This window comes from Bradyrhizobium vignae (genome assembly GCF_004114425.1).
Classification (GTDB): Bacteria; Pseudomonadota; Alphaproteobacteria; order Rhizobiales; family Xanthobacteraceae; genus Bradyrhizobium; species Bradyrhizobium vignae.
The window spans coordinates 16996-38407 of record NZ_RDQF01000041.1; the positions used below are offsets into that span (position 1 = coordinate 16996).

Below are 21412 nucleotides of genomic sequence, written 5' to 3' on the forward strand. Positions count from 1 at the left end.
TGCCGCGTTTGCCTGGAGCAGTTTCTTCTCGGATCGAGTCCCATCGTGATCTGCATACGCTTGACAAGATGAGAACCCGTTCGTCCTCCGGACGAAGCATGTGAGCACGCGGATGGCATCGTCAACAGAGAGAGAGAGAGAGAGAGAGAGAGAGAGAGAGTTTGTGTGTGGTCAGTTCCGCAAAATGCCAGAGGTGCATCTCCTCCTGGGCTACCGGTGACACTTCGACCGATATTCGTCCATTACGATTCTCGAGCAGGCGGAGCACCGACGGCGGCATGCGCCGTCGGTCATGGCCCATCATAATTATTTAGATGGGTGATGTGTGTGACTTGCTGAAGCCAACCGGAGCATTTGGTCATCCAAGGAGCACCCTGTCGTGCCCCTGCCCCGCAGCGCGAGCGCCATGTTGCCGTTCCTGGAAAAAATCGGGCCGCAGGCCGGTCACTGCTGATCTGCTGGAGTTGAAGATCGGCTTCTACCCCCCGTGAGCGCAAGCTTTTCGCGAACCTCATCGGAGCTCATCACTCGTACACCGATGCGTTCGAGTATTTCCGTCGCGCGCTGTACGAGTTCAGCGTTGGTCGCCAGCCGCCCACGGGAGAGGTAAAGGTTGTCCTCTAACCCTACCCGCACATTTGCGCCAAAGAACGGCGCTAGCGCTGCGTACGGAAACTGCATTCGCCCAATGGAAAAGGCAGAGTAGATAGCGCGCTGCGGCAGGCGGTTCACCATCGCCATCAATGTGACCGGATCGCTTGGCGCTCCATAAGGAATGCCCATGCACAGCTGGATCATTGGCGGATCGTCAATCAAGCCCTCTTTGATCAACTCGTCGACTAACACGAGATCTCCAGTATCAAACACCTCGAGCTCTGGGCGCACTCCAATCTTCTGTAGGTGTACCGCCATTTTACGTACCGTCGCGGGCGTATTGACCACGATCAACTCGTCGCGAGTGCCGTAGTTTAAGGTGCCGCAATCCAAGGTACAGATCTCGGGGCGCAACTCTTCGATGTGCACCAAACGCTCAAGCGCACCCGCCATGTCCGTTCCGGCCGTTGGCGGCAGCGGAGACTCCGGCCCACCCAGAACGAGACCGCATCCCATCCCGGAAGTCAGGTTGATAATCGGGTTTACATTCGACATTCGAATGCGCCGCACCACTTCTCGATACAGCAGCGGATCACGCGAACCTTGCCCCGTCTCGGGATTGCGCACGTGGATATGCACCACAGCGGCCCCGGCCCGAGCTGCGGCGATTGCTGAGTCCGCGATCTGCTCCGGGGTTATGGGCACATTCGTGGTGTCCGGTTTTCCCCCGCCGCCCGTGAGAGCGCAGGTGATAAACACCTCGGAATTCATGGATCTTCTCCCTTTCAAAGGCTGACCTGTCGCGGCAAGGTCGCAATGTATGGACTCCTAGCTGCAGCTCGTGACTTTAAGACTCAAATAGCAGTCATCGCATCCGAAACGTTGAGCCCGCCTATCATCCAGCAAGCCTCATGCCACCCAGGGAATACGGCGTGTGCCGTCACACGCCGTTACGCTTGATAGCGCGGCACGCATCATCGTTGTCTGCGCACGGGGGCACGATGGGCGGGCTAGATCGTCCTCGGCTGAGGCTCTCGCCCTTGAGTGGCGCGCAGCGAGACGAGAGAAAGCTAAGACGCATATTTGGCGAAAACCACCAATCAGCCAATTCAAAAGCTTTGAGGCTGCTGCCGCCCGTCGACGGGTGGCTCAAATACTACAGTGTCGGAGCCGAATTGTATGTACATCCACTCGGTGGTATTATGCTTTTTTGTGCTTCGTCTCGATCTCACCCTGAACTATTTGAAGAGCCGGCTTTCCTCGGAAGCGTGCGTCTGCGATATACCGGAAAGAAGACAGCCTAGCTCAGATGCGCGGGGTGATATTCCCGTATCTCTTCCATTAAGTGCGCGTGAATCAGCATAGGAGCAGCCGATCCCCGTTGTCTGAAATACGACAATGCGAACGCCAGGCTACCCACAAGCGTGAGCGATAGCGACAGTTCGGCCGCTCGATATACTGCCTCGTTTGTGCAGGGTGGAGATCCAGATCCTGCCGTTGCTCTCAGCTGAGCAACTGGCAAGCGCAACAAGCCCGTCGATAATCTGGTTTTCATCCGCGGTCCTGCTGCAGAAGTTGCCCAAACGGGGATTTTAGGAGCGCAGCGAAATGAGCTCGGAAAGGAAGGCAGATCCTGATCGTAGGTCGCGCACCTGCGCAACGGCTCTACCGAGCTCCTGCTCTCGACCCCTTCTTTTATTGAGCCAGAACGCTTCGGCCCCCGCGCGCTGTGATGGGTCCGCCACCGTTTGTCTGGTCTCGGCCGCCCTGCATACCCGCGAGCCTGCTCATGATGAGACAATTATTGGCCGACCGCCTCTTTCGAGACAGCCTTCCTCCTTGTCTTAGCAACTCGATTGCTGGGCTGACCCACGCAGATACGACAGACAGTTCTGCGATCAAGCGTCACAGCGACATCATTTTTGATGGATAGAGGTTGTCGCTTTCCGTGCTGCTCGTGAAAGGCTCGATCAGTAATGGGAGACGCTTATCCAAAACGCGCTGTTTGAAGAATTTGGTTTGGGTCAGGCACCATACAGACCATGATGAATGGATGGCATCCTCATGCCCTATTGTTGGTGTGGGAGGATGGAAACCTGGACGGAGATACCGCATCAGCCGTGATAAGCCTCCGGCGTAAGATCCCCTCGGGTCAGCAGCTCGCACACCATCACCCCATGAACTAAGTTGATCCCGCGACGTTCTCGACTCGAGATTTCGATGCCTTAGAACAAGCAGACCATCCTCAAAGGCTAGCAAACCGGGAGATGACTGATGAACGAAAATTGTCCCGACTTTCTGTTTAAGGCCAGCCATCCCTTGCCTGTCAACTACCGAGCGTACCGGAAGTTTGTCGAGAATCGCCTGATCCACATTCTTCGACAACATCCTGGATGCCACTTTCTCGAGATTGGTATAGGTCGCTCGTTCAGGCAAGAGAGATTCCATACCATTGACGAGCTTCGCATCAACTACGTGGGCTTGGACTTCGAGCCCATCTGCGCTGAAACGCGAACCAGGCTGAGAGCGGCTGGGATCGTGAATCGGAACATCAGATTTTGGGGAAACTACCTAGGAACGTACCTGTTCAACCTGGTCAGGCTCGCAAGGCATTACGAGAGCTTCGATATCATTTACCTCGATGGTGATCATTCACTCTATGTAGATTTTGCGGCTGCAATCGCAGCAGTACGGTTGTTGAAACCTGGGGGACTGTTCCTTTTCGGGGATGTCAGGTTCGCTTTCGGAAGCAGGGAGCTGGCTCACGGGACGTTTGGACAAACTACGCAGTTGACCGAGGACGAGGCTAATGAACCTCACGTCCCAATTATTATCCGGGAGTATTTGATCCCTCTGTTCAATTTTGAAGTTGAGAACTCGTTATCGGATCCCGACTGGATCGCACTGCGAGCTCCCACATCCTCTTCTTGGATGCGGTTGTGAGGGTGGCGCAGGACGGAATTTCTTGAGCCCTGCTGGCGCAGTCACGTCTCTGCACGAGCGAATGCTTCGGCGATTTCCGGTGCTGGTGTCTCCAAGAAGGCTCACGCGACAAGTTGCTACCGCCTGCACCGCCCTGGTTCGGCATCCATGTCGCTTTCAGGTCCTGAGCCCTCTTGCAAATACCAGTAGGACCTTCCCCGAACTCCATCTGCTCGCTCGGCTACAGCCGATTAGCTCGAAGGCACACTCGACCTTCAGTCCCACCTTGGCACCGCACCATCATCCCGCCTGCCGGCATAAGTCTTGCTGGAGGTGAGCTGAAACCGTACTTCCAGTGAACTCTCGGAGGGATATTCCTGTTTCTGGAATCCAGGTGAATTCATTTGATGTCAAAGACGCAACTCTCAGTCCGGACCTCCAGGAGGATACGAGACAGAGCCTGTTCGAGAGGTTGGTAAGGAACGCCGATTGACAATGGCAGCGAATGGGCCGCGGATGAACGGCTGCGTGCTTTTAGCGACGCGCGCACCAAAACAGTTCTCCGGCACCAGCAAGCAAACGTTTCGTCATCTGCTATCTCGTCAAAGGACGAGGGCCTTAAGATTGGCAGAGCATGTTCGAACAGACAACAACAGCAGTGAACGACACCAGAATAGCTGTCCCCTGCACCTGCTTCCGAAAAGAGGCTCCTGGGCTGTAAATGGCAGATCGCGAGACGCTCTGAGAGTCGAGTGAGAGACGTCATGTTGATGAACGAGTTAAAGGATCAGATACCGGATTTTGCCAGAGAAGTTAGGACTAACCTAGCCGCGATGTTGGCCGATAAGACGCTTCCGCCAAAGTGCAAGTGCGGTCTATTGCTAGCTGTCGCGATTGCGACTCGCAATCACAAGGTCATCTCTGCGATGGAATGCGAGGCTAGAACTGTAATGACACCAGATGCCATCGCTGCGGTTAAATCCGCGGCTTGCTCGATTGCGATGAACAACGTCTACAATCGGTTTGTACAACTCGCGTCAAACCCAGAATACAGGAAGATGCCTACGTTGCTAAGGCAAGACCTCGTCGATAGTTCGAACGTCGACAGGGGCGATCTCCAGCTCTGGTCACTGGCGATCTCGGCGATCAATGGCTGCGGCGCCCTCATCGACGAGCACGAAACGGCTCTGCAACAGGAGTGGTTCAGTCCAACGGAGATCCAGACTGCCGTACGTTTTGCTGCTATTATGCAGTCAGTAGCCATCGCCATCGAGACAAGCGGTAACGCGAGATTCTAATCTCGGACATAGTCTATTCGAGCTTAAGCGTAATGCGAAGAGAAGGCTGAGTGCGGCAAACCCGCGATGAATGGAATTCGGAGCTCCCGCCGCCTTGAGCGGCACTACGCCGCCCCTTGTGCCATCGTGGACTAGAGGGATTTTGCTGCATACCGATCCCGCCTGGAGCTGCTAGCGACGTGGGTAACAGATCGTTGGATCTACCGCTGTGAGTTCGGCGAACCCAGCGGCCGGCCTAATCAGCCGAGAACGCGGCTCGCAAGGTGCGCGCCAGAACGATAATTGACGTTCACCGTAGCTTTCCAAAGTAGTGGCCGACGCAGGTCATTTGACTGGTGAAACTGAGTGAGCTGACCGGATTTGGACCGCAGTTGCGGGCACGCCGCATTCTCCCGCGTTCAGGTCATTCTGGCCTGGACGGTCAAGCCCGCTTCGGCCTCGCCATCGGTCCCGTTCAATATGTACTTATGCGCTAAACGCCGCTGGGCGTTCAGGCCAACTCCAGCACAACCTCTGCTTGCCTACGTTGAGCTCAGTGTCGATGCCGGTGCCGGCATCCTCGATTTCGGCTACGACAAGGCTTCCGGTCGAGAGCGGGCGCCGGCCGCGTCTTCGGCAAGACGCAGCTCGCATTGTTTCCATTCGTCAACTTTCCTAACGAAGTGATGCCATCGATGCCCGTCACGCCTGCATCGATCCCCTTGACCTTTAGAACTGCGCAATTTCAGGAGTCTCGCTAGTTTGTTGTGGGGTGAAGGAGACACCATCAAAGAGTTTAGCAAAAGTGCCGTCGACTGGGATAATCAGACAAACGGAGATGGCAAGGATCTCAGGTACAGCTCCATTCTGCCGCGTCGCGTAAAGTGGAGTGGCTTGCAATGACTCGTTGGTTTGAGATAGCTCAAGGCGATCGTACATCTTAGTCAACTCAGAGAAGGCGAACGACCATGCACAACGTATGTGACAACACTCAACATTCGATGGATCTTTGCGGCAAGGTAGCGTTCGTCGTCGGTGGTTATGGAGCGATTGGTACAGCAATCTCCGAAACACTTGCTGCTGCTGGAGCAACCAGCGTTATTGCGGGACGAAACGGGGACCAGGCGCGCGCGCTAGCTCACCAATTAAGCGACAGAGGCTATTTTGCGGAGGGCCTTGAGCTCGACGCTACTAACACTGAAGCAATCAAAGAACTCTCAAGCTCACTGGTACATCACCATGGTTCGATTGACATTCTAGCAAATTGCCTCGGTTTCAATAAGGAGCAGAGGCTACTCGAGGTGACGGAGGAGGCCTTTGATGAGGTCTACTCAAGAACGTTGCGAGCCGGGATGTTCCTCTCTCAAGTGGTGGCCAAGCATCAAATTTCTGGTGGTAGGGGCGGCAGTCAAATCCACCTCCTGTCGGTTGGATCCTCACTTGGATTCCGGGATCTGGGCTACAGTTCCTTTTGCGCGGCAAAAGGCGGACTGGCTATTCTTCTAAAGCAACATGCGGCGGAGCTGGCTCCGCACGGGATCACTGTCAATGGCGTGGCACCTGGCAGGGTTCGGACGCAGAAAAACGACAGAACGCTCGAAGATGCATCGGCGTTTAGGCAGGCTACCGCGAATGTTCCTCTTGGTCGCCTGGCAACGCCAGCCGATGTCGCCGGCGCGGTACACTTCTTCGCATCGGAGCTGTCGCGTTTTGTGACTGGGCAAATACTATACGTCGATGGTGGTCTCAGCGCATGCAGGTAAGGATAGTCGAGCTTGTCCCTGTGATGAGAGAGAGGCGGCAGAGGGCCTGATGCGGGCCGCCGAGAAGATGTCCATCCTAAGAGAGAGCCAGCAGCGGGGTCCGGTTGCGGATGTCTGCCGTAGAGGGGGATCAGTCGCGCTGACCTACCGAATTCAAGTAGCTCCGAGAGGAGAACGGCAGGAAGTGGAAGCTGGTCGACGATTTGTCCCGGCAGGGAAGGCTGCAGGACGTGATCCGCGAGCTTGACCGGGGGCGTTGTAGATCGACGAATCTGTAGCGAGTGGCAGATGTTGACCTACAGTGCCTCGCACCTCTCGATTGCGATCAGTCGCCCAATGATGACAAGTCCCAGGCCGCCCTTGAAAGCTGGATTGAAGCAGATCGGCCATGTTCGGGTTCGATACGGTTATCGCCGTATCCACCTGCTGTTAAGCCGCGAGAAGTGACTGCACGGTAGGAACAAGAGGCGTGTATTTGCGAGTTGGCCTGCATTGCAACAAGTCGACCAGAAGTCGCGCCGAAGCCGAGTGCGCACGGATCGAAGATCACCGCGCGGGTGAACGAGAGAGCTAATGAGTGGCCTTGTAAACCATCGTCTGACAACTGGTCACGAGCTCCGGGCGCTGACGGTCGTTCATACCTTCTCCTGCTTCTCGCCAGCGCTGGCAACGGCGCAACTAGCGCGGCAACGTGACAGAACCTCAAATCCAAGTCTGGGTGGTCTACGTCCGTTCTCACCGCACCGCCTCGCTGACGTCGGCGCGCCGTTTGGCATGTAGAACACCGCCGCGCTTTTCATGGCCCACAGTCCGGGTCCTTACAACGGCGATGAGTATGTCCGCGGCCCGGCCAATACTCGGCAGATCGAAACGACTCCTAATAGTAGATCGTGCAGGAACAAATCAGGGCGTCAAAGTCAGTTCGCTTCCACGATCAACGAGGCTCTTCAACTCCTCTCCTGTTTGCCAAACGAGGCAATCATCGTCCACGATGTCCTCTCCTATCAACCGTAATATCGATCCGCCGGGTTCGTGATGAGAATATCCGTAAACCACCCCTTTTTCCAATAGTTGGCGCGAGACTAGTGCACAAAGGAAGTCCGGAGCCCACATCGCGAAAGACACTCCGCGTGCTAATCCCGCCATGACCTTCGAGATTCCCAACCCTCTAAAATCGTTGCGAATCCAACGATCTCCGAGATAAGCTACCTTACCGGTTATCTTCTTCGCACTCGGTGCTGTGCAACTACAACGATCCTGAGGATGTGCATGCAAAGCCGGCTTCGCAAAAAACGCCTTCAAAGACTGGAGATGTTCGGCCAAGTTACTGCCTGACAGATCGTACAGTCGGGCGGCCTCTAAAAGAGCGACGTTGTTATTTCTATCGGCGCCCACAATCCAAAATCCCTCGCCCAATTTGATCGGCGAACGGTCCGGTCGAAAATTCGGATATGTCCGTCCCTTTGTTGGAGTAGTCTGCGTGATCGAGATATATTCATCAAAATCGAAGCCTATCGAAACCTTTATTCCGTTTTGAGCGGCGGCGGCGTCGTATTTTTGCAAAAAACGTGAGACGCTCAACGGATCAACCACGGTTTTCATTCCCTTATTCCTTGCCTCTTGTCCCCTCGGCTTTGATCAAAAATGCGAGGAATTGCCCTTGGTAGGGCAGTCACCGATCTATCGTCGACTGCCTGATCTGGCGGGGAGCACAATCGCGACACAGATGATCGTCAAGACGGCGAGTATGAGCACCTGGAAACGTCTCAGTGAGCGGACGACACTAAGATGTTGCGCAGTTCAAGCCTGTGCAACAATCACCGACAAAGACGGGAAGATCTGCTCTGCGAGAGGCTGCTCCTTAGGAGCCGCGTCGATCGCGCGACCTCTATCTGAGGTATGGTGCGCGCAGTTCGCAACTGGGCGACAGTTGCAATCTCGTGGTCGATGTGAGGCTCTGGGCAAGCTCTGTACGACGGCTACACTCTAGGCCCATCATCTTGCGTTGAGAAGCAAATCGGGGCCCCCTTAGAATGGATTTCTGGCTGGGACCAGCTCGCACCAGAATCGCTCCAGGAAGGCACGGGCCCGCAGCGGCAGAAGAGACCACGTCACATCTCATTACTACTTCGATAGCCTAAACGTAAGCGCGATTTTCCCCGCACGTTGACGGCGGCGGTTTTGGAGGATTGCCCTAGTATCGGGCGATACCGGGCCGTTCAGGCAGTGGCGGCTTTGTGGAAGTTGAAGGGCAGCAGGTCGGTAATATCGGCGTCGCCGGCGCGCTGAGGCAATTCGGTGAGGACGTGGCGCAACCACGCTAACGGCTCGACACGTGAGGCGCGGCAGGTCAGCATCAGGCTGTAGACGACGGCACTGGCCTTGGCTCCGTCCACCGTATCGCTGAACAACCAACTCTTCCTGCCAGTTGCAAAAACCCTGATGTCGCGCTCCAGAAGATTGTTGTCGATCGGCATGCAGCCGTCCCCGGTGTAGCGCGTCAGATATTCCCATTGGTTTCGGGTGTAGGATACGGCGTCGCCGAGCTTGCTGTCAGGCAAGACCTTCGGGGCCATGTCATCGAGCCATACCTTGAGAGCATTGAGGGTGGGAACACTATGTTGCTGGCGGAAGCGGCGAATGCAGTCGGCCTGTGTTTCACCCTTCTCCGGTATTCCGTCCCGCGCCTGCCTTTCAACCCGGTAGAGCTGGTCGAAGAACCGCAGCGCCTGCTCGGGCGGACCGCCGCCCTTCTTCCTCGCCCTGAGGGCATCGACAAAGCGCCGCCGGGAGTGGGCCATGCAGCCGATGTGGGTGGCCCGTTCCAGCGTGCGCCATGCGGTATAGCCGTCACTCATCACGATGCCGCGGTAATCGCCGAGGAAGGCCTGGGGGTGGATTTGGCCGCGGCCCGGCTGAGAATCCAGAAGAACGATGGGCTCGTGACTGCCCTTGCCGCTGCGATAAGCCCACATATACGATGTGCTGGTGGCCTTTTTGTCCTTCTCCTTGAGGACCTGAACCGTCGTCTCGTCGCCATGGATGAGAGTCTGCGATCTGAGCCGCAGCTTCAGGGCGTCATAGATGCGGGAGAGATGTTTCTCGCTCGAGCCGATCACCCAGCGACCCAAAGCGCCGCGGCTGACCGGAACGCCGGCGCGTTCGAAGGCCTGCGCCAGGCGGTAGAGCGGCGTGCCATCGACATATTTATGAACCAGCGCGAACGCCAGCGTTGAGGCCGTGGCAACGCTGCCCGGCAGCGGCTGCGTCGGCATCGGCGCGGTCACGACAGGGGCGTTGATTCCGGTGCGATCGCAATGGCGGCACGCATATTTGAAGCGTACGTTCTGTAAAACCTTCGCCTTCACCTCGATATGAAGTTGCTCGGTGACAGCCTCGCCCATGCGATGCATCTGGCCACGGCAGCAAGGACACGCCTTCTGATCGTCGGGCAGGTCATACTCGACGCGCTCACGCGGCAGGTTCGCCGGCAGCGGCCTGCGGCCGCGCTTCTTTCCCGTTGTGTTTTCGACGGGTGGCAAGCCCGTGTCCGGAAGTTCGGCGATATTGTTCGTTTCACTGCCGGCGTCATCCTCATCGGCGGCCGGCTCGGCTTCATTGAAGAGACGATCGACGTGCTTTTCGCTGCGTGGCGCAAAACGATGCAGGCGTGCCAGCGCCAGTTCTTCCTCGAGTTTGACGACGCGGTCGGCGAGTTGATGGTTCTCCGCCTGCAGCGCAGCAATGCGCGCCAACAGCACTTCAACACTCGGATCGCCGGTTCGATTCATCGGATTCTTGAATCTGAACCGTACCGACGCGTCAACCGCTCAACTCGAGAGCTCAGCCGGCAACCTGATAGTGCCGCACCGGATGGCGGACCATCGCATCGATATCGATGCCATCAAGGATCCAGTGCAATTGCTCGGTCGTAAGCCGGACGACCGCCTCCTGGCGGCGCGGCCATCGGAACTTGTCCTCGGTCAGCCGCTTCAGGACCAGCACAAAGCCGGACCGGTCGAAGAACAGCAACTTCATCCGGTCGCAACGGCGATTGCAGAACGCAAAAACCGCCGGCGTGAATGGATCGAGCGCCATCGTCTCCTGGACCAGGACCGCAAGGCTGTTGATGCCAGCCCGGAAGTCGATCGGCTCACGGTGCAGATAGACCTGCAGGTCACCGCCCAGTCTGAACATGGCCCAGTGCTCCGATGATCGCCGTCAATGCATCCACATCGCCGCATTCCAGCGCGAGCTTCACGCCGTTCGGCAGCGACACGCTCACTTTGGCCGGAGAACAAAAAGCTGGAGTCCCTTTGGGGTCCGAACCACGCACTTCATCGCAAGTCGCCGGCAAATCCACCGTCGCCACGCTGTCTTGCCGCGACAGGGCTCGATCGGCGGCCCCCTCAAGCTGAACCGGGATGAACGCCGGGCGTGAGGACGGCGGCAGCGACCTGGTCGCGGTGTGCTTCTTGATCCACTTCCGAAGCAGGTTCGCGTTGACCCCATGTTCGAGTGCAAGCCTCGATACCGAAACCCCAGGCTCAAGGCAGGCCGTGACAAGACGCTCTTTCGATGCCGCCTCGTAGCGCCGGCGACCGTTCCGGCCAACAAGCCTGACCCGCAGTTTCTAATCGTCCGCTGCCATCACAAGGTGTCCACCTATTTTGGTGGACACTGCATCAGAGCACTCAAAAGCAAAAGGTGCGGAGAAATTCGCGCTTACGCCTAAACACTTTCGGTGCGTTATCAGCAAAGCCTCATTAGTCGCCCTCTCAGCCAAGGGACGAGTGCGGCTCGCCTAGCGCCTGCGTCCCCAGCCGCTTTGTTCCACGCGATCCGCGCACCAAGGAGTTCCGCGGATCATCTTAAAGCCGTCTCGATCCTAAAACGGTGAAGCTATTTGAGTGAAGCGGCCAACGACCTTTCAAATATATCAAGTCCTTGATCTAGAAGCTCTTGATCGATGGTAAGTGCGGGCATGATTTTTACGACCTGATCATCCGGCCCGCATCGTTCGATCATCAATCCCTCGTTGAATGCCGTACGCGCCGCCGCCTGGGCAATTTCGGCGCTGCGACAGTCGAATCCCCACACCATGCCCCGGCCTCGGACGGAAAACCCTCCTCCATACTCCGACGCGATAGCGTCAAGTCGGCTGCGCATTGAATTTCCCATCCGCTTAATGCCGTCCGAAAACGTCTGGCTCCGCCAATAAGTGTTTATAGCGGCGGTTGCCGATACGAGAGCAAGATTGTTAGCTCGAAACGTACCTGTGTGTTCTCCCGGTTCCCATACGTCCAAGCCCTCTTTTATCAAAACCATCGACAATGGAAGGCCATAGCCGCTCAGCGATTTAGACATCACGATAATGTCTGGCGATAGTTCTGCGAACTCGAAGCTAAAGAACTCGCCCGTACGGCCACAGCCCATCTGTATATCGTCCACCACCAAGAGTGCACCTGCATCTCTCGCGACGGCCTGAATTGATCGCAGCCATTCTCTGCTAGCTACGTTTATTCCCCCCTCTCCCTGCACGGTCTCGACCAGAATTGCGGCAGGAGAATCGACACCGCTATTTTTATCCAGCAGAATGCTGCGTAGATAATCAGCCGTATCGAAATCTGGACCGAGATATCCATCAAAGGGCACGAAAGTCGCGCCAGACAGAGAAATGCCGCTGGCGGCACGATAAAATTGATTAGCGGTCGCGGCCATCGCTCCTAAGCTCATGCCGTGATAGCCACGGGTAAATGAAATGATGTTCTTACGTCGGGTGACTTTCCGGGCCAGCTTTAGAGCCGCCTCGATGGCGTTAGTACCGGTTGGCCCAGTGAATTGAGCACGATATCGCAGATTTCGCTCCTGAAGTACTGCAGAGCTAAAGGTCTTCAAGAATTCGAGTTTTGCGGTCGTGCTCATATCAAGCGCGTGAACGACAGCATCTGAATCCAGATACTCGGTAATTGCCGCTTTGATCGCATGATTATTGTGGCCGTAGTTCAACGCGCCAGCTCCGGCAAAGAAATCGATGATTTTTCGACCCTGGTCCGTCAACATAATGGAGCCGCGCGCTCGGTTGAATGTAGCCGGAAATATACGCGAGTACGAGCGGACGTTCGATTCCAGCGTTTCGATTGTCTGAAGCTCCCGTGTTTCGCCGATTATTCCATGCATGGTCGTCTACTCCGGAATATGATGCCCTAGGAAGCAACAAGCCGCTACCGAAATAGCGACAGTAACCCGTTCAGCCGTTCTGAACGCATCTATCAGAACGGCCTCACTTTATATCAGGCTGGCGGAGAACGACGCCTACCAATGCTCGTAGTCTATCGAGACCATATAAAGCGGCTTCCACTCAGTTTGTTCGAGGAGAGCCCCGTACCAGGCCCGATAGACAAGTTCGCGGCTCACAGGCACCCAGGAGCATCGAGTGCCTTCGCATCGTTTAGCAGTGACAGCGTCAGGCCATATGGCGCGCAGCTAGAATACCTGGCCGCGGGCTGATCACGGCGACCACATCTCAAATCGCAAAGAACCTGCGGCACCAGCCACTCGTCAGGCGGCTCGCGCTAACTAATGGACCTCTATCAGCTAGCAAAATTGCACTTGCGGCTGCAATGCTAAGCCTCCTGACCAGAAAGCCCGCTTCGCGGGGGAAGATGAGGCGGGAGCCGATTGCAGCCGCAAGCACAGATCAGGTGAGTATCGGCGAGGCTTTCCGCCGCGCCCGAATCGGACCCATCCAAGTGGTCGACACCCCGCGTAGCAACGCCCGCACCATCTTCAGCGAGATCGGCACCCTCCGCGGGGCCGCAGTTAAGCACGTCGACAAGGCAGCTAAGCAGACGAGTGTTCGGGCGCGATCGTCTAAGATTCGCGTCCCCCCGCACGCGACCGACTGCCACACTTGCTTGAGCGCAAGCTTGTTCCTTTTTGGACAACGTATTGGAGCAGCTTAGCGGGCATAGGCGCATTCCTGAATCAGGAGTGGCTTGGCTGCATGCCAATGCCGGACTGTTGGGCTCTCTTCTTGTATCCGCGGCTCATATCACCTCCGACGGTAGGACTTCCCGTTACTTCCGCTGTTATTTCCAGAATACAATCACATAGCCGTTCTATGTCGCAGAACTCATGCTCGGCTGTAACGCACACTCGAATTGCCGCCCTCCCTTGCGCGACGGTCTGGCCATCCACTAAGGTATAGAAGCCGCAATCCAGGAGCCGTCTTGCAATGCCCGTCGCATTGGCTTCAGATCCGATCACGATGGCTCGGATCAGAAGTGAGTTGCGCTTCAGCGGTGGCTGACACCACGGTCAAAGAGCTGAGTGAGTTGCAACAACCGCCATTGGCGCTGGCTCAGCTCAGGCGAGCGGCGAATTTTGTATGACGCGAGCGCCGCACCTATCGCACCCGCGATTGGCGCCGCCGAAAATGAATGTGGATTAGAGGACTTTCGATTCGTGATCTGCGAGTCTAACCATCAGTACTCCGACGGAGGCACCAAACCCTCGGCGAGTGAGGCTGCGATGACAGTTCGGCCGCTGAGTGCTTGGAAAACTGAGAGCGAGCAAATCCTTCACCTGCCTGACCTCGAAATCCTCGTATAGTCCCGCCATACGATCTCCTTATGTTTATCTCCACCGTGCCGACGGAATGGATCGGTTACAATTCATGCTCGTCCTCGTCTGGCCGGTGAAGTGGACCCTGAGGACCACCGGATCCGGTTTCTTAATTGGAGCTGCTGCCCTTCGTTCTTCCCAATAAGTTACACTACTCTTGCTTGCTGCTGTTGTGGCTGTGGGGATGTGGGCAACGCGCAGCGCTGTCCAAGTTTCTCGCTTGCGAGAAGCATCATATCCACAGCCTCTTCGCCGAATGCGCCGGTAACATCGGCCCGCCAGACCGCCATCGGCGCGGTTTTCCAGCGCCTGATGGCGCGCTGGCAATTGTAAAACTCGATCCATCGGGCGATTCCGGCTTTGGCCTCGTGGCCATCCGAATAACCCTTGAGTAGTTGCGGCCAGCGTGCGGTGAAGGCGGCGCTGGTGAACTGGCTGACCTGGTCGGTATTGAAGATCTCAGGCCGGCCGAAGCGCGCCAAGGCCTCTTCGAGCGCAGACACACAGAACGATGCGTCCGTCGTTTTCGACAGGCGCCAGGCCAGCATCGCACGGCTCGTCCAATCGATGATGGCCAGCCGATAGAAAGCGCTGGCCGATCGGCACATAGGCGATATCGGCCGCCCACACTTGATTTGGCGGCCGAGCACCACACCGCGCAGGAGATACGGGAAGAATTTGTGTCCCGGCGCCGGCTTAGTGGTTCTGGGCTATGGACCCAGCGCCGCGATGCCCATCTTATGCATCACCGCTGCACGCGCTTGCGATTGATGCGACAGCCTGCGCCCTTGAGCATCGCCATAATCCGCCGCGAGCCCAGGAACGGCCCCCCCGTGAACAAATGGTCGGTCCGTCGCATCAGCTCAAGATCGTTGTCATTAGCCGGCCGCGGCGGCCGATATACGCTCGATCGCGCAACGCTCAGAAGTTGGCATTGCCGGCGGACCGATAGCTTCTCATGATCGCGCTGAAGCAATCCTCGGCGATCCGGCGCGCCCATCTTCCGGACCTCTTGGTGGCATGGAGCTTCTCGTCCTCCAGTTCGTGGGCCGCCTCGCCATCCCGACCGGAAGCCCGAGTCGAACGCCCGAACCACTTGATCCTGAAGCTGCTTCTTCGCATAAATCCGGTTTCACATGCACCTGGTAGCGCTGCGCCAATCCGTCAGCGTTGATTGTTCTCGCAGGCCTCCAAGGCGATCTTTGCCTTGCGCTGCATCGATTTTCCGTCTCGTCTTCTTCATGGTTCGCTCCGTTTATCAAAACGGAATGGCATCCGCACCACCTAGGCCGCCGGTCAAAATTCGGGGGCCACTTCACCAGCTGAGACAAGGAAGGTGATGAACCGAAGTGGCGGTTACGAGCGTGAATGGCGTAAACTGCCGCACAACGTCGGCGTAGATGGTTCGCGTTGTCGACCCCAAGCGGGTGCGCAGCTTTCGCGCTATCGGCTGAACGGCTGGCCAAGGGCGACGATCGATGCCGAGATGATTGGCTGGTTCGCTGCGACGTCTGGCGAGGCGTCGAGCCAGAGGCAAGATACGGCGCACGAAGAGCTGTTGGCGCTGGTGAAAGCACGCATCGCTCTGGTCGAGCTTAAGATCCGATTGCAAAGCTAAATCGCACCTGCTGCGCCAGGACCGGTTCAAAAAAGCGCATGCTTGTGCCTTGAACAACTAGGCCAAGGAATTGAAAAGCTCAAGGCCGCAAATCGCAGCCAGTCCCCACAGCAGAGTTTGCCGTGCGGACCGACATAATCAAGAGTTGCGGGTCTCGACGAAACCACCACCGCAAAGCTCGTTCCAAGACGCGCTAGCTCCAGCAGGTGAGCGACCCGATCGCCGCGGCCCTTATCGGGTTGCTCCACTATAACGATGACAGCGGCCAGCGCGGTGGCGAGCGCAACATTAAAGATGGCCACTGCTGGATCCGCGACGCCAACTACATGCCCTACCGGCGCTGCCATCTAGTACAGTCCCGGCACAAAACCCTTCTATAAAGGCCCGATTGCCGAGGGAAAGAATTGGAAGGCGGCGCTGACTGCATGCGCAAGCACAATCTACTCGCGTCTGGTGCGTTCCTTGCAGGATCCATATTGAAACTCACCATACACACTTTCAGTACAGATCTGAGGTCGGAGGAAATTGGGTGACAATGCCAGAACTGCGATTTGAGGTTTCGGAATATGAAACTCGACTCACTGGAACACGGCAGGCGATGCAGAAAACAGGCATCGATGTGCTGATCGCGACCGATCCAGCGAATATGGCTTGGCTGACGGGTTATGACGGATGGTCATTTACCCAGCACCAATGCGTGATCGTGCGGATGGACGGCCCTCCGATTTGGTTCGGCCGAGAGATGGACGCTAACGGTGCACGAAGAACAGCGTATATGGATGACAGTTGCATAAGGTCCTTTGCGGATTATTATGTCCAATCTGACCAATGTCATCCTATGACGGTCCTGGGACAGATGGTTGCCGATGAGGGGTGGGGGTCAGCAACAATCGGCGTCGAGAAGGACAGCTACTACTTCACGCACGCCGCGTTCGAGGCGCTTGCAGCAGCCGTACCGAACGTGACGTTCAAGGATGCGACGCGTCTGGTGAAATGGCAACGCATTATCAAGTCGCCACGTGAAATCGAGTATATGCGAGGCGCGGGCAAGATTGTGACAGCGATGTACAAGCGAGTCGCAGAAATTCTTCGCCCGGGCGCCAAGCAGTCCGACATCGTTGCCGAAATATATCAAACTGCAATTCGGGGCGTCGACGGATTCTGGGGCGATTATCCTTCCGCGGTTCCGCTTATCGGTGCCGGCTTGGATGCTTCGGCGCCACACCTCACATGGAGCGACCGTCCGATACGCGCCAATGAGAGCATATTTTTCGAACTTGCAGGCGTGCACAAACGTTATCACTGCCCTCTGTCTCGAACGTTCTATCTCGGAAAGCCGAGCCAAAAATTTCTCGATGCCGAAAAGGCTATCCTAGAAGGAATGGAGGCTGCACTCGAGAAGGCAGTCCCGGGAAGCACTTGCGAGGACGTCGCAGGAGCCTACTACCGCGTGATCGAACGTTACGGCCTAATTAAGCCAAGCCGCACGGGATATTCGATCGGCATGGGGTATCCACCAGCTTGGGGCGAACACTCTGCGAGCTTCCGCATGGGCGACCACACCGAGTTGACCTCTGGCATGGCGTTTCACTTTATGTCTGGTCTCTGGTACGACGATTGGGGGATCGAGATCACCGAAAGCATCCTAATTACCCGGGGACGGCCGGAATGCTTGGCCCTCTATCCGCGCAAACTGATCATCATCGAATGTTGAAAGAAACGACCCGCCCCAGCGGTAATGCGGCAGGTCACCTCTAGCGGCGCACCAGTGGGCGCAGCGTTCATTGACATTACCGCTGCCCTGCTAAGATGCGGGTCAGCGCGATTACCGAAGCACCTCTTGAGTGACTGATCAGTGGCACGCGAATCTGCCAGGCTTGAGAGTCATATCAATTTGGCCGCTAGCGGTTAGTTTCCGTCTGACGAGACCTTCCTGCTGTTGCGAGCTCACGGTCGGAAAGCATCACTGTACCGATGATGCCCTCCCTCGACAATTGCGCCATCTCATTGTCAGAGAGGTCGAGAAGTCCCGAAAGTATCTCTCTGTTATGTTGTCCAAGCGTCGGTGCCGCGGTGCGGATTGGATAGGGCTCTGAACCTTCGCGAATCGGCAACGATGGCAGCGGATGGCGGCCTATGAAGGGGCGCTCGATTTCCTGCAAAAAGGCGCGCGACCGAAGATGCCGATCCGTGAGCAGGTCAATAGGGAGACGAGCCACGCCGGCCGCAACAGTTGCAGCTTGCAACTCGGACATAGCCTGATCAGCGTCCCGAGTGAGCGTCCACGCTTCGATCCCTCTCTCAATGACATCTTCGATGCCGCGGCGGGCTTGCTCAGATTTGAGCGACGGGTCTGCGGCCCAGTCTGGCCGGCCAACAAGGATGGCAAGCCTTTGCCACATGGCCTCATCCGTCGCGGCTACCATGACCCAGTTATCTTCACCCGCACACCGGAAGCAACCATGCGGCACGAACTGCGGATGTCGACTGCCATACTTTGGCGGCGGCATACCGTCGGTCGAGTGGACAGTGATCCACGGTGCCACAAACGGCATCATGCATTCGATCTGCGCTAAGTCAATGAACTGTCCTTGTCCGGTGGCGCGGGCATGTATGAGCGCCACCAGAACTGCAGCGCAGCCGTTCAATCCGCCGACAGCATCCCCGAACGCAATGTGGGTCATCACAGGTGGCTCGCCGGGATTTCCGATCACGGTCGGCACCCCCGAACCCTGCTCGAAAGTCGAACCGTAGGCGCGGCAATCGCGATCGGCGCTATCCGCGCCGAAGGCTGACATTGACATCATGACGAGCCGAGGGTTAAATGTTCTAAGTACCTCGTAGCCAAGCCCGAGCTTTGGGAGCACATCGACCGAGTAATTGTCGACGACAATATCGGCTCCCGCTACGAGCCGTTTGGCGAGAGTGCAGCCCTGGGGCCGTGTGAGATCCAGTGTGATACCGCGCTTATTGCGGTTCATGGCGCAGAATCGAGCTCTCTTTTCGTACATCTGCGCATCGATGTAGGGAGGCGATCGGTCAACACCGCGCCACCAGTCCGGATACTGGATAGCCTCAATCTTGATCACCTCCGCTCCGAGATCCGCCAATGTGCGCGTACACAATGGACCTGCCCAACCCATTGAGAAGTCGATGACCCGAATCCCATGCAATGGCTGCCGGGTGCCATCAAGGCGGCTGGGCGACCCCGACCCAGTGCCAGCCAGATCTCTTCGCGCATTCTCGACGCTCTGCCGCTCGCCAAGGGCCGGAACCCTTCCCCCCCTGCGTGGCGGCGTCAACGTCAACCGCTGCGCTGAGCCGACCGTCAGCCCCTCTTCTTCGCCCAACCCAACAGGCACAATCGCGCCGCGCATTTTCTTCTCCGTGTCCTGGACCAGATCGGATATTTCTGGCACTGGCACGATTGGGATCCTTCGTTTTCGTCCCTCTGCGGACCACTCCTGTGCTGTGCGCGTTTTCAACTTCGGGATAAACACTCGTTCGATCTGTTCCAGTCGTTTCAGACAATCTTCGTTGGGTATCCAAACTGGCTCCTCACGCAACTCTGGTAGGTCGAGCATGTCGCAGAATGCCCTCCATTGTGCCGGTGTTACTACCGTAACGCCGAGCCAGCCCTTTCGCGTTTCGTAAATGCCAAGTGGAGAGCCTGGCCAAAAGCGGTTAATCCCAATCCGGCGCATCACGTCGCCGTACGCAAAGGCCTCTGACATGAGATACTCACTTAAAGCGAGGCTCGATTCGAAAATACTAAGTGACCACGACCGCCCTCCTCCGCCCTGCGCTTGCCCAAGCACCGAAGAAGCCGCGGCAATGAAGCCCCACAGGCCAGCCAGAATACCCGTTTGGAAATCCGGTGCGTACATCGGCGGGCCCTCGACCGGTCCAACCAGCTTGATAAGGCCGGCGAGCGCACGAACGGTTGAGTCCGTTGCGGTCAGTCCTGTATAGGGCCCATCTCGGCCGAACCAGCTCGCTTCAAGGCAAATCAACCTGGGATGTCGCTTGCCGAGCGCCGCAAAATCGATGAGCGGGCAATCTGCAGCATCGACGTCGCGGCCATCAACCAGAATGTCGCAATCCTCTATTATTGCTGCCAGTTGTTTGCTCGCCTGTGGAGCCGCGGGATCGATGATGATGCTGGACTTGTTGAAGTTCAGAAATGCGAACCACGCGCTCTGGCCGGTGTGCGTTAGAGGCGGGCTCTGTCGAAGTCGATCGCCTTTTGGCGGCTCGACTTTCCTGACATCGGCACCAAAATCGGCAAACAACCGCGCGCAGTAGCTGGTTGCGGCCGAGCTCCCGACCTCGACCACCCGCAGATGCGACAAAACTCCCATCGAGTGTTTCATTGTGGCGCTCCGGAGCATGATCTATCTGGAGATGCAAGCATGAGGTCCTGCACAACTGGAATTCGCACGAGCTGGAACTAGAATGCGCCCCGGATCTCCCGTGTCGAACGCGACCTCTCTGCTAATTCGATGAAGTTGTGAGCCGGACACCGATTCGACTGTGCTGCCTGCAGTGCTCCGTACCCTTGTTGTCTATAGCACCTTGCTGGATCGGCGCTCGCTACGTCTCATTGCGGAAATCAGGCAGCATGTCCCCCTCCAACTTCTTGCCTCCGAATTGGTCGTCCGCTATGCCGCGGCAGAAGAGATGTAAGCTGAGAACATGAGACGTACGCCGACTTCCCCACGTTCTCCGTTGCTCCATTTTCTCCTATCCTGATGAGCTGCATCACGGCCTCTACCGCCTCTGAAGCGGGCACCAGTTGAACGGACTTTCTAGCGGGTACCAGTCGATCCTACACGACTATTAGCGGATCGACGCACTACCTACTCTGGTGAGGAATCGGGTTCTTGATCGCTGAGAACGGTTTTGGGCAGTATTGGCGTTCAACTGCGGCAGAGTTCTTGAGCGATGATCGAGTCCGTTCACCGCGGTCTGCTGGACTGATGTAGCCGTGCTGCTGATCGGTGACATTAAGGGCGTATGAGCCGCAGCCCGCCTCACAAACGAAAAGACAGGCAACATCGATTCCGAGACAACGGATAAGGCCTTTGTCGCAATCCGTACGCGGTCGGTGGCGCATGAGCGCATAAGGTTTGAAAACTAACAATCGAAGCTTACCAATCCTCTTTTAGTGGAGCAGCGATATCTTTTAACCAGCGTCAAGCTCTACGGGGTCGATGGCTATCAATGATCACGTGCTCTCGATTTGGAAGGCAGAGTTCGACGAGGCTCATTTGCGAGATGGCTAATTCAATCTCATCATGCATCCACAATTGCCCGGCCGCCGTCGCGCTTCCGCATGGTGCGCGAACTCAGAAGGCACGCCAACGTGTGCTTGGAACGAAGACATGACGTGGCGAGTGTCTGGTGAAGATTGCGAACACACCAAGTGGACGACCGATCGGCCCTTTCTGCGACAGGGAGAGAATAGGACTGTTTCGCAGCAGTAAGTCACGCGAGGAAGAGGCCTTTGTACGCGCCCTTGACTGTTCCGGTACCGGATGTACCTCCGAAGTTGTGCCTCGCCGCATATCGTGCGGAAACGTTTCGATGCCTGACGCGCAGGTGCGCGGCCA

At 56.9% G+C, this 21412-nt stretch carries 14 protein-coding genes; 5 read left to right on the forward strand and 9 right to left on the reverse strand.

All coding sequences use genetic code 11. The features are described from left to right. Positions 1-444 precede the first annotated feature (444 nt). Positions 445-1365: a beta-keto acid cleavage family enzyme gene (locus EAV90_RS27565; protein ID WP_129145248.1), complete on the reverse strand. Its 921-nt coding sequence runs from the start codon at positions 1363-1365 to the stop codon at positions 445-447. Positions 1366-2868: 1503 nt separating this feature from the next. On the opposite strand from EAV90_RS27565, the gene EAV90_RS27570 reads away from it, so the two are divergent. After that, complete coding sequence (locus EAV90_RS27570; RefSeq protein ID WP_129145249.1) at positions 2869-3537, forward strand: class I SAM-dependent methyltransferase; 669 nt, start codon at positions 2869-2871, stop codon at positions 3535-3537. Positions 3538-4280: 743 nt separating this feature from the next. Next, entirely contained in the window at positions 4281-4814 is a 534-nt protein-coding gene (locus EAV90_RS27575) for a carboxymuconolactone decarboxylase family protein (RefSeq protein WP_129145280.1), read from the forward strand. 708 nt (positions 4815-5522) lie between these two features. Here EAV90_RS27575 and EAV90_RS27580 read toward each other — a convergent pair. Next, entirely contained in the window at positions 5523-5732 is a 210-nt protein-coding gene (locus tag EAV90_RS27580; protein WP_129145250.1) for a hypothetical protein, read from the reverse strand. Between the two features lie 29 nt (positions 5733-5761). On the opposite strand from EAV90_RS27580, the gene EAV90_RS27585 reads away from it, so the two are divergent. Continuing rightward, complete coding sequence (locus EAV90_RS27585) at positions 5762-6556, forward strand: SDR family NAD(P)-dependent oxidoreductase (RefSeq protein ID WP_129145251.1); 795 nt, start codon at positions 5762-5764, stop codon at positions 6554-6556. A gap of 903 nt (positions 6557-7459) precedes the next feature. Here the strand turns inward: EAV90_RS27585 and EAV90_RS27590 are convergent. The 6 genes from EAV90_RS27590 to EAV90_RS27615 all read right to left on the reverse strand — a co-directional run bounded on the left by EAV90_RS27590 (position 7460) and on the right by EAV90_RS27615 (position 14790). Beyond that, positions 7460-8158, reverse strand: coding sequence for a hypothetical protein (locus tag EAV90_RS27590; RefSeq protein ID WP_129145252.1), 699 nt, complete (start codon positions 8156-8158; stop codon positions 7460-7462). 617 nt (positions 8159-8775) lie between these two features. Next, on the reverse strand, positions 8776-10347 hold the full coding sequence (gene tnpC, locus EAV90_RS27595; RefSeq protein ID WP_129145253.1) for an IS66 family transposase: 1572 nt from the start codon (positions 10345-10347) through the stop codon (positions 8776-8778). Between the two features lie 52 nt (positions 10348-10399). Further along, positions 10400-10753 carry an IS66 family insertion sequence element accessory protein TnpB gene (gene tnpB / locus EAV90_RS27600; protein ID WP_028344496.1) on the reverse strand — a complete coding sequence of 118 codons (354 nt, stop codon included), beginning with the start codon at positions 10751-10753 and terminating at the stop codon, positions 10400-10402. Then, the gene (gene tnpA, locus EAV90_RS27605) at positions 10734-11186 is read right to left on the reverse strand and encodes an IS66-like element accessory protein TnpA (protein ID WP_164937129.1); all 453 of its coding nucleotides are present in this window, start codon (positions 11184-11186) and stop codon (positions 10734-10736) included. Before tnpA ends, tnpB begins: the two co-directional genes overlap by 20 nt. A gap of 272 nt (positions 11187-11458) precedes the next feature. Further along, positions 11459-12736 (reverse strand): diaminobutyrate--2-oxoglutarate transaminase, encoded by a 1278-nt coding sequence (gene ectB / locus EAV90_RS27610; RefSeq protein ID WP_129145254.1) that lies wholly within the window; start codon positions 12734-12736, stop codon positions 11459-11461. 1592 nt (positions 12737-14328) lie between these two features. After that, positions 14329-14790: a DDE-type integrase/transposase/recombinase gene (locus tag EAV90_RS27615; RefSeq protein ID WP_129145255.1), complete on the reverse strand. Its 462-nt coding sequence runs from the start codon at positions 14788-14790 to the stop codon at positions 14329-14331. 731 nt (positions 14791-15521) lie between these two features. On the opposite strand from EAV90_RS27615, the gene EAV90_RS27625 reads away from it, so the two are divergent. Both EAV90_RS27625 and EAV90_RS27630 read left to right on the forward strand, forming a co-directional pair. After that, complete coding sequence (locus EAV90_RS27625) at positions 15522-15800, forward strand: hypothetical protein (RefSeq protein ID WP_129145257.1); 279 nt, start codon at positions 15522-15524, stop codon at positions 15798-15800. A gap of 535 nt (positions 15801-16335) precedes the next feature. Further along, complete coding sequence (locus EAV90_RS27630; RefSeq protein WP_129145258.1) at positions 16336-17514, forward strand: M24 family metallopeptidase; 1179 nt, start codon at positions 16336-16338, stop codon at positions 17512-17514. 187 nt (positions 17515-17701) lie between these two features. On the opposite strand, the gene EAV90_RS27635 is transcribed toward EAV90_RS27630, so the two are convergent. Further along, positions 17702-20173 (reverse strand): CaiB/BaiF CoA transferase family protein, encoded by a 2472-nt coding sequence (locus tag EAV90_RS27635; protein ID WP_245509621.1) that lies wholly within the window; start codon positions 20171-20173, stop codon positions 17702-17704. Positions 20174-21412: the final 1239 nt, after the last annotated feature.

Excerpts from the sequence above, each read along its gene's own strand:
- EAV90_RS27580 (WP_129145250.1), bottom strand. The coding sequence starts at position 5,732 with ATGTACGATCGCCTTGAGCTATCTCAAACCAACGAGTCATTGCAAGCC.
- tnpB (WP_028344496.1), bottom strand. The coding sequence starts at position 10,753 with ATGTTCAGACTGGGCGGTGACCTGCAGGTCTATCTGCACCGTGAGCCG.
- EAV90_RS27570 (WP_129145249.1), top strand. The coding sequence starts at position 2,869 with ATGAACGAAAATTGTCCCGACTTTCTGTTTAAGGCCAGCCATCCCTTG.
- EAV90_RS27630 (WP_129145258.1), top strand. The coding sequence starts at position 16,336 with ATGCCAGAACTGCGATTTGAGGTTTCGGAATATGAAACTCGACTCACT.
- EAV90_RS27625 (WP_129145257.1), top strand. The coding sequence starts at position 15,522 with ATGAACCGAAGTGGCGGTTACGAGCGTGAATGGCGTAAACTGCCGCAC.
- EAV90_RS27585 (WP_129145251.1), top strand. The coding sequence starts at position 5,762 with ATGCACAACGTATGTGACAACACTCAACATTCGATGGATCTTTGCGGC.
- EAV90_RS27565 (WP_129145248.1), bottom strand. The coding sequence starts at position 1,365 with ATGAATTCCGAGGTGTTTATCACCTGCGCTCTCACGGGCGGCGGGGGA.
- ectB (WP_129145254.1), bottom strand. The coding sequence starts at position 12,736 with ATGCATGGAATAATCGGCGAAACACGGGAGCTTCAGACAATCGAAACG.
- tnpC (WP_129145253.1), bottom strand. The coding sequence starts at position 10,347 with ATGAATCGAACCGGCGATCCGAGTGTTGAAGTGCTGTTGGCGCGCATT.
- EAV90_RS27635 (WP_245509621.1), bottom strand. The coding sequence starts at position 20,173 with ATGAAACACTCGATGGGAGTTTTGTCGCATCTGCGGGTGGTCGAGGTC.
- EAV90_RS27615 (WP_129145255.1), bottom strand. The coding sequence starts at position 14,790 with ATGTGCCGATCGGCCAGCGCTTTCTATCGGCTGGCCATCATCGATTGG.
- EAV90_RS27590 (WP_129145252.1), bottom strand. The coding sequence starts at position 8,158 with ATGAAAACCGTGGTTGATCCGTTGAGCGTCTCACGTTTTTTGCAAAAA.
- EAV90_RS27575 (WP_129145280.1), top strand. The coding sequence starts at position 4,281 with ATGTTGATGAACGAGTTAAAGGATCAGATACCGGATTTTGCCAGAGAA.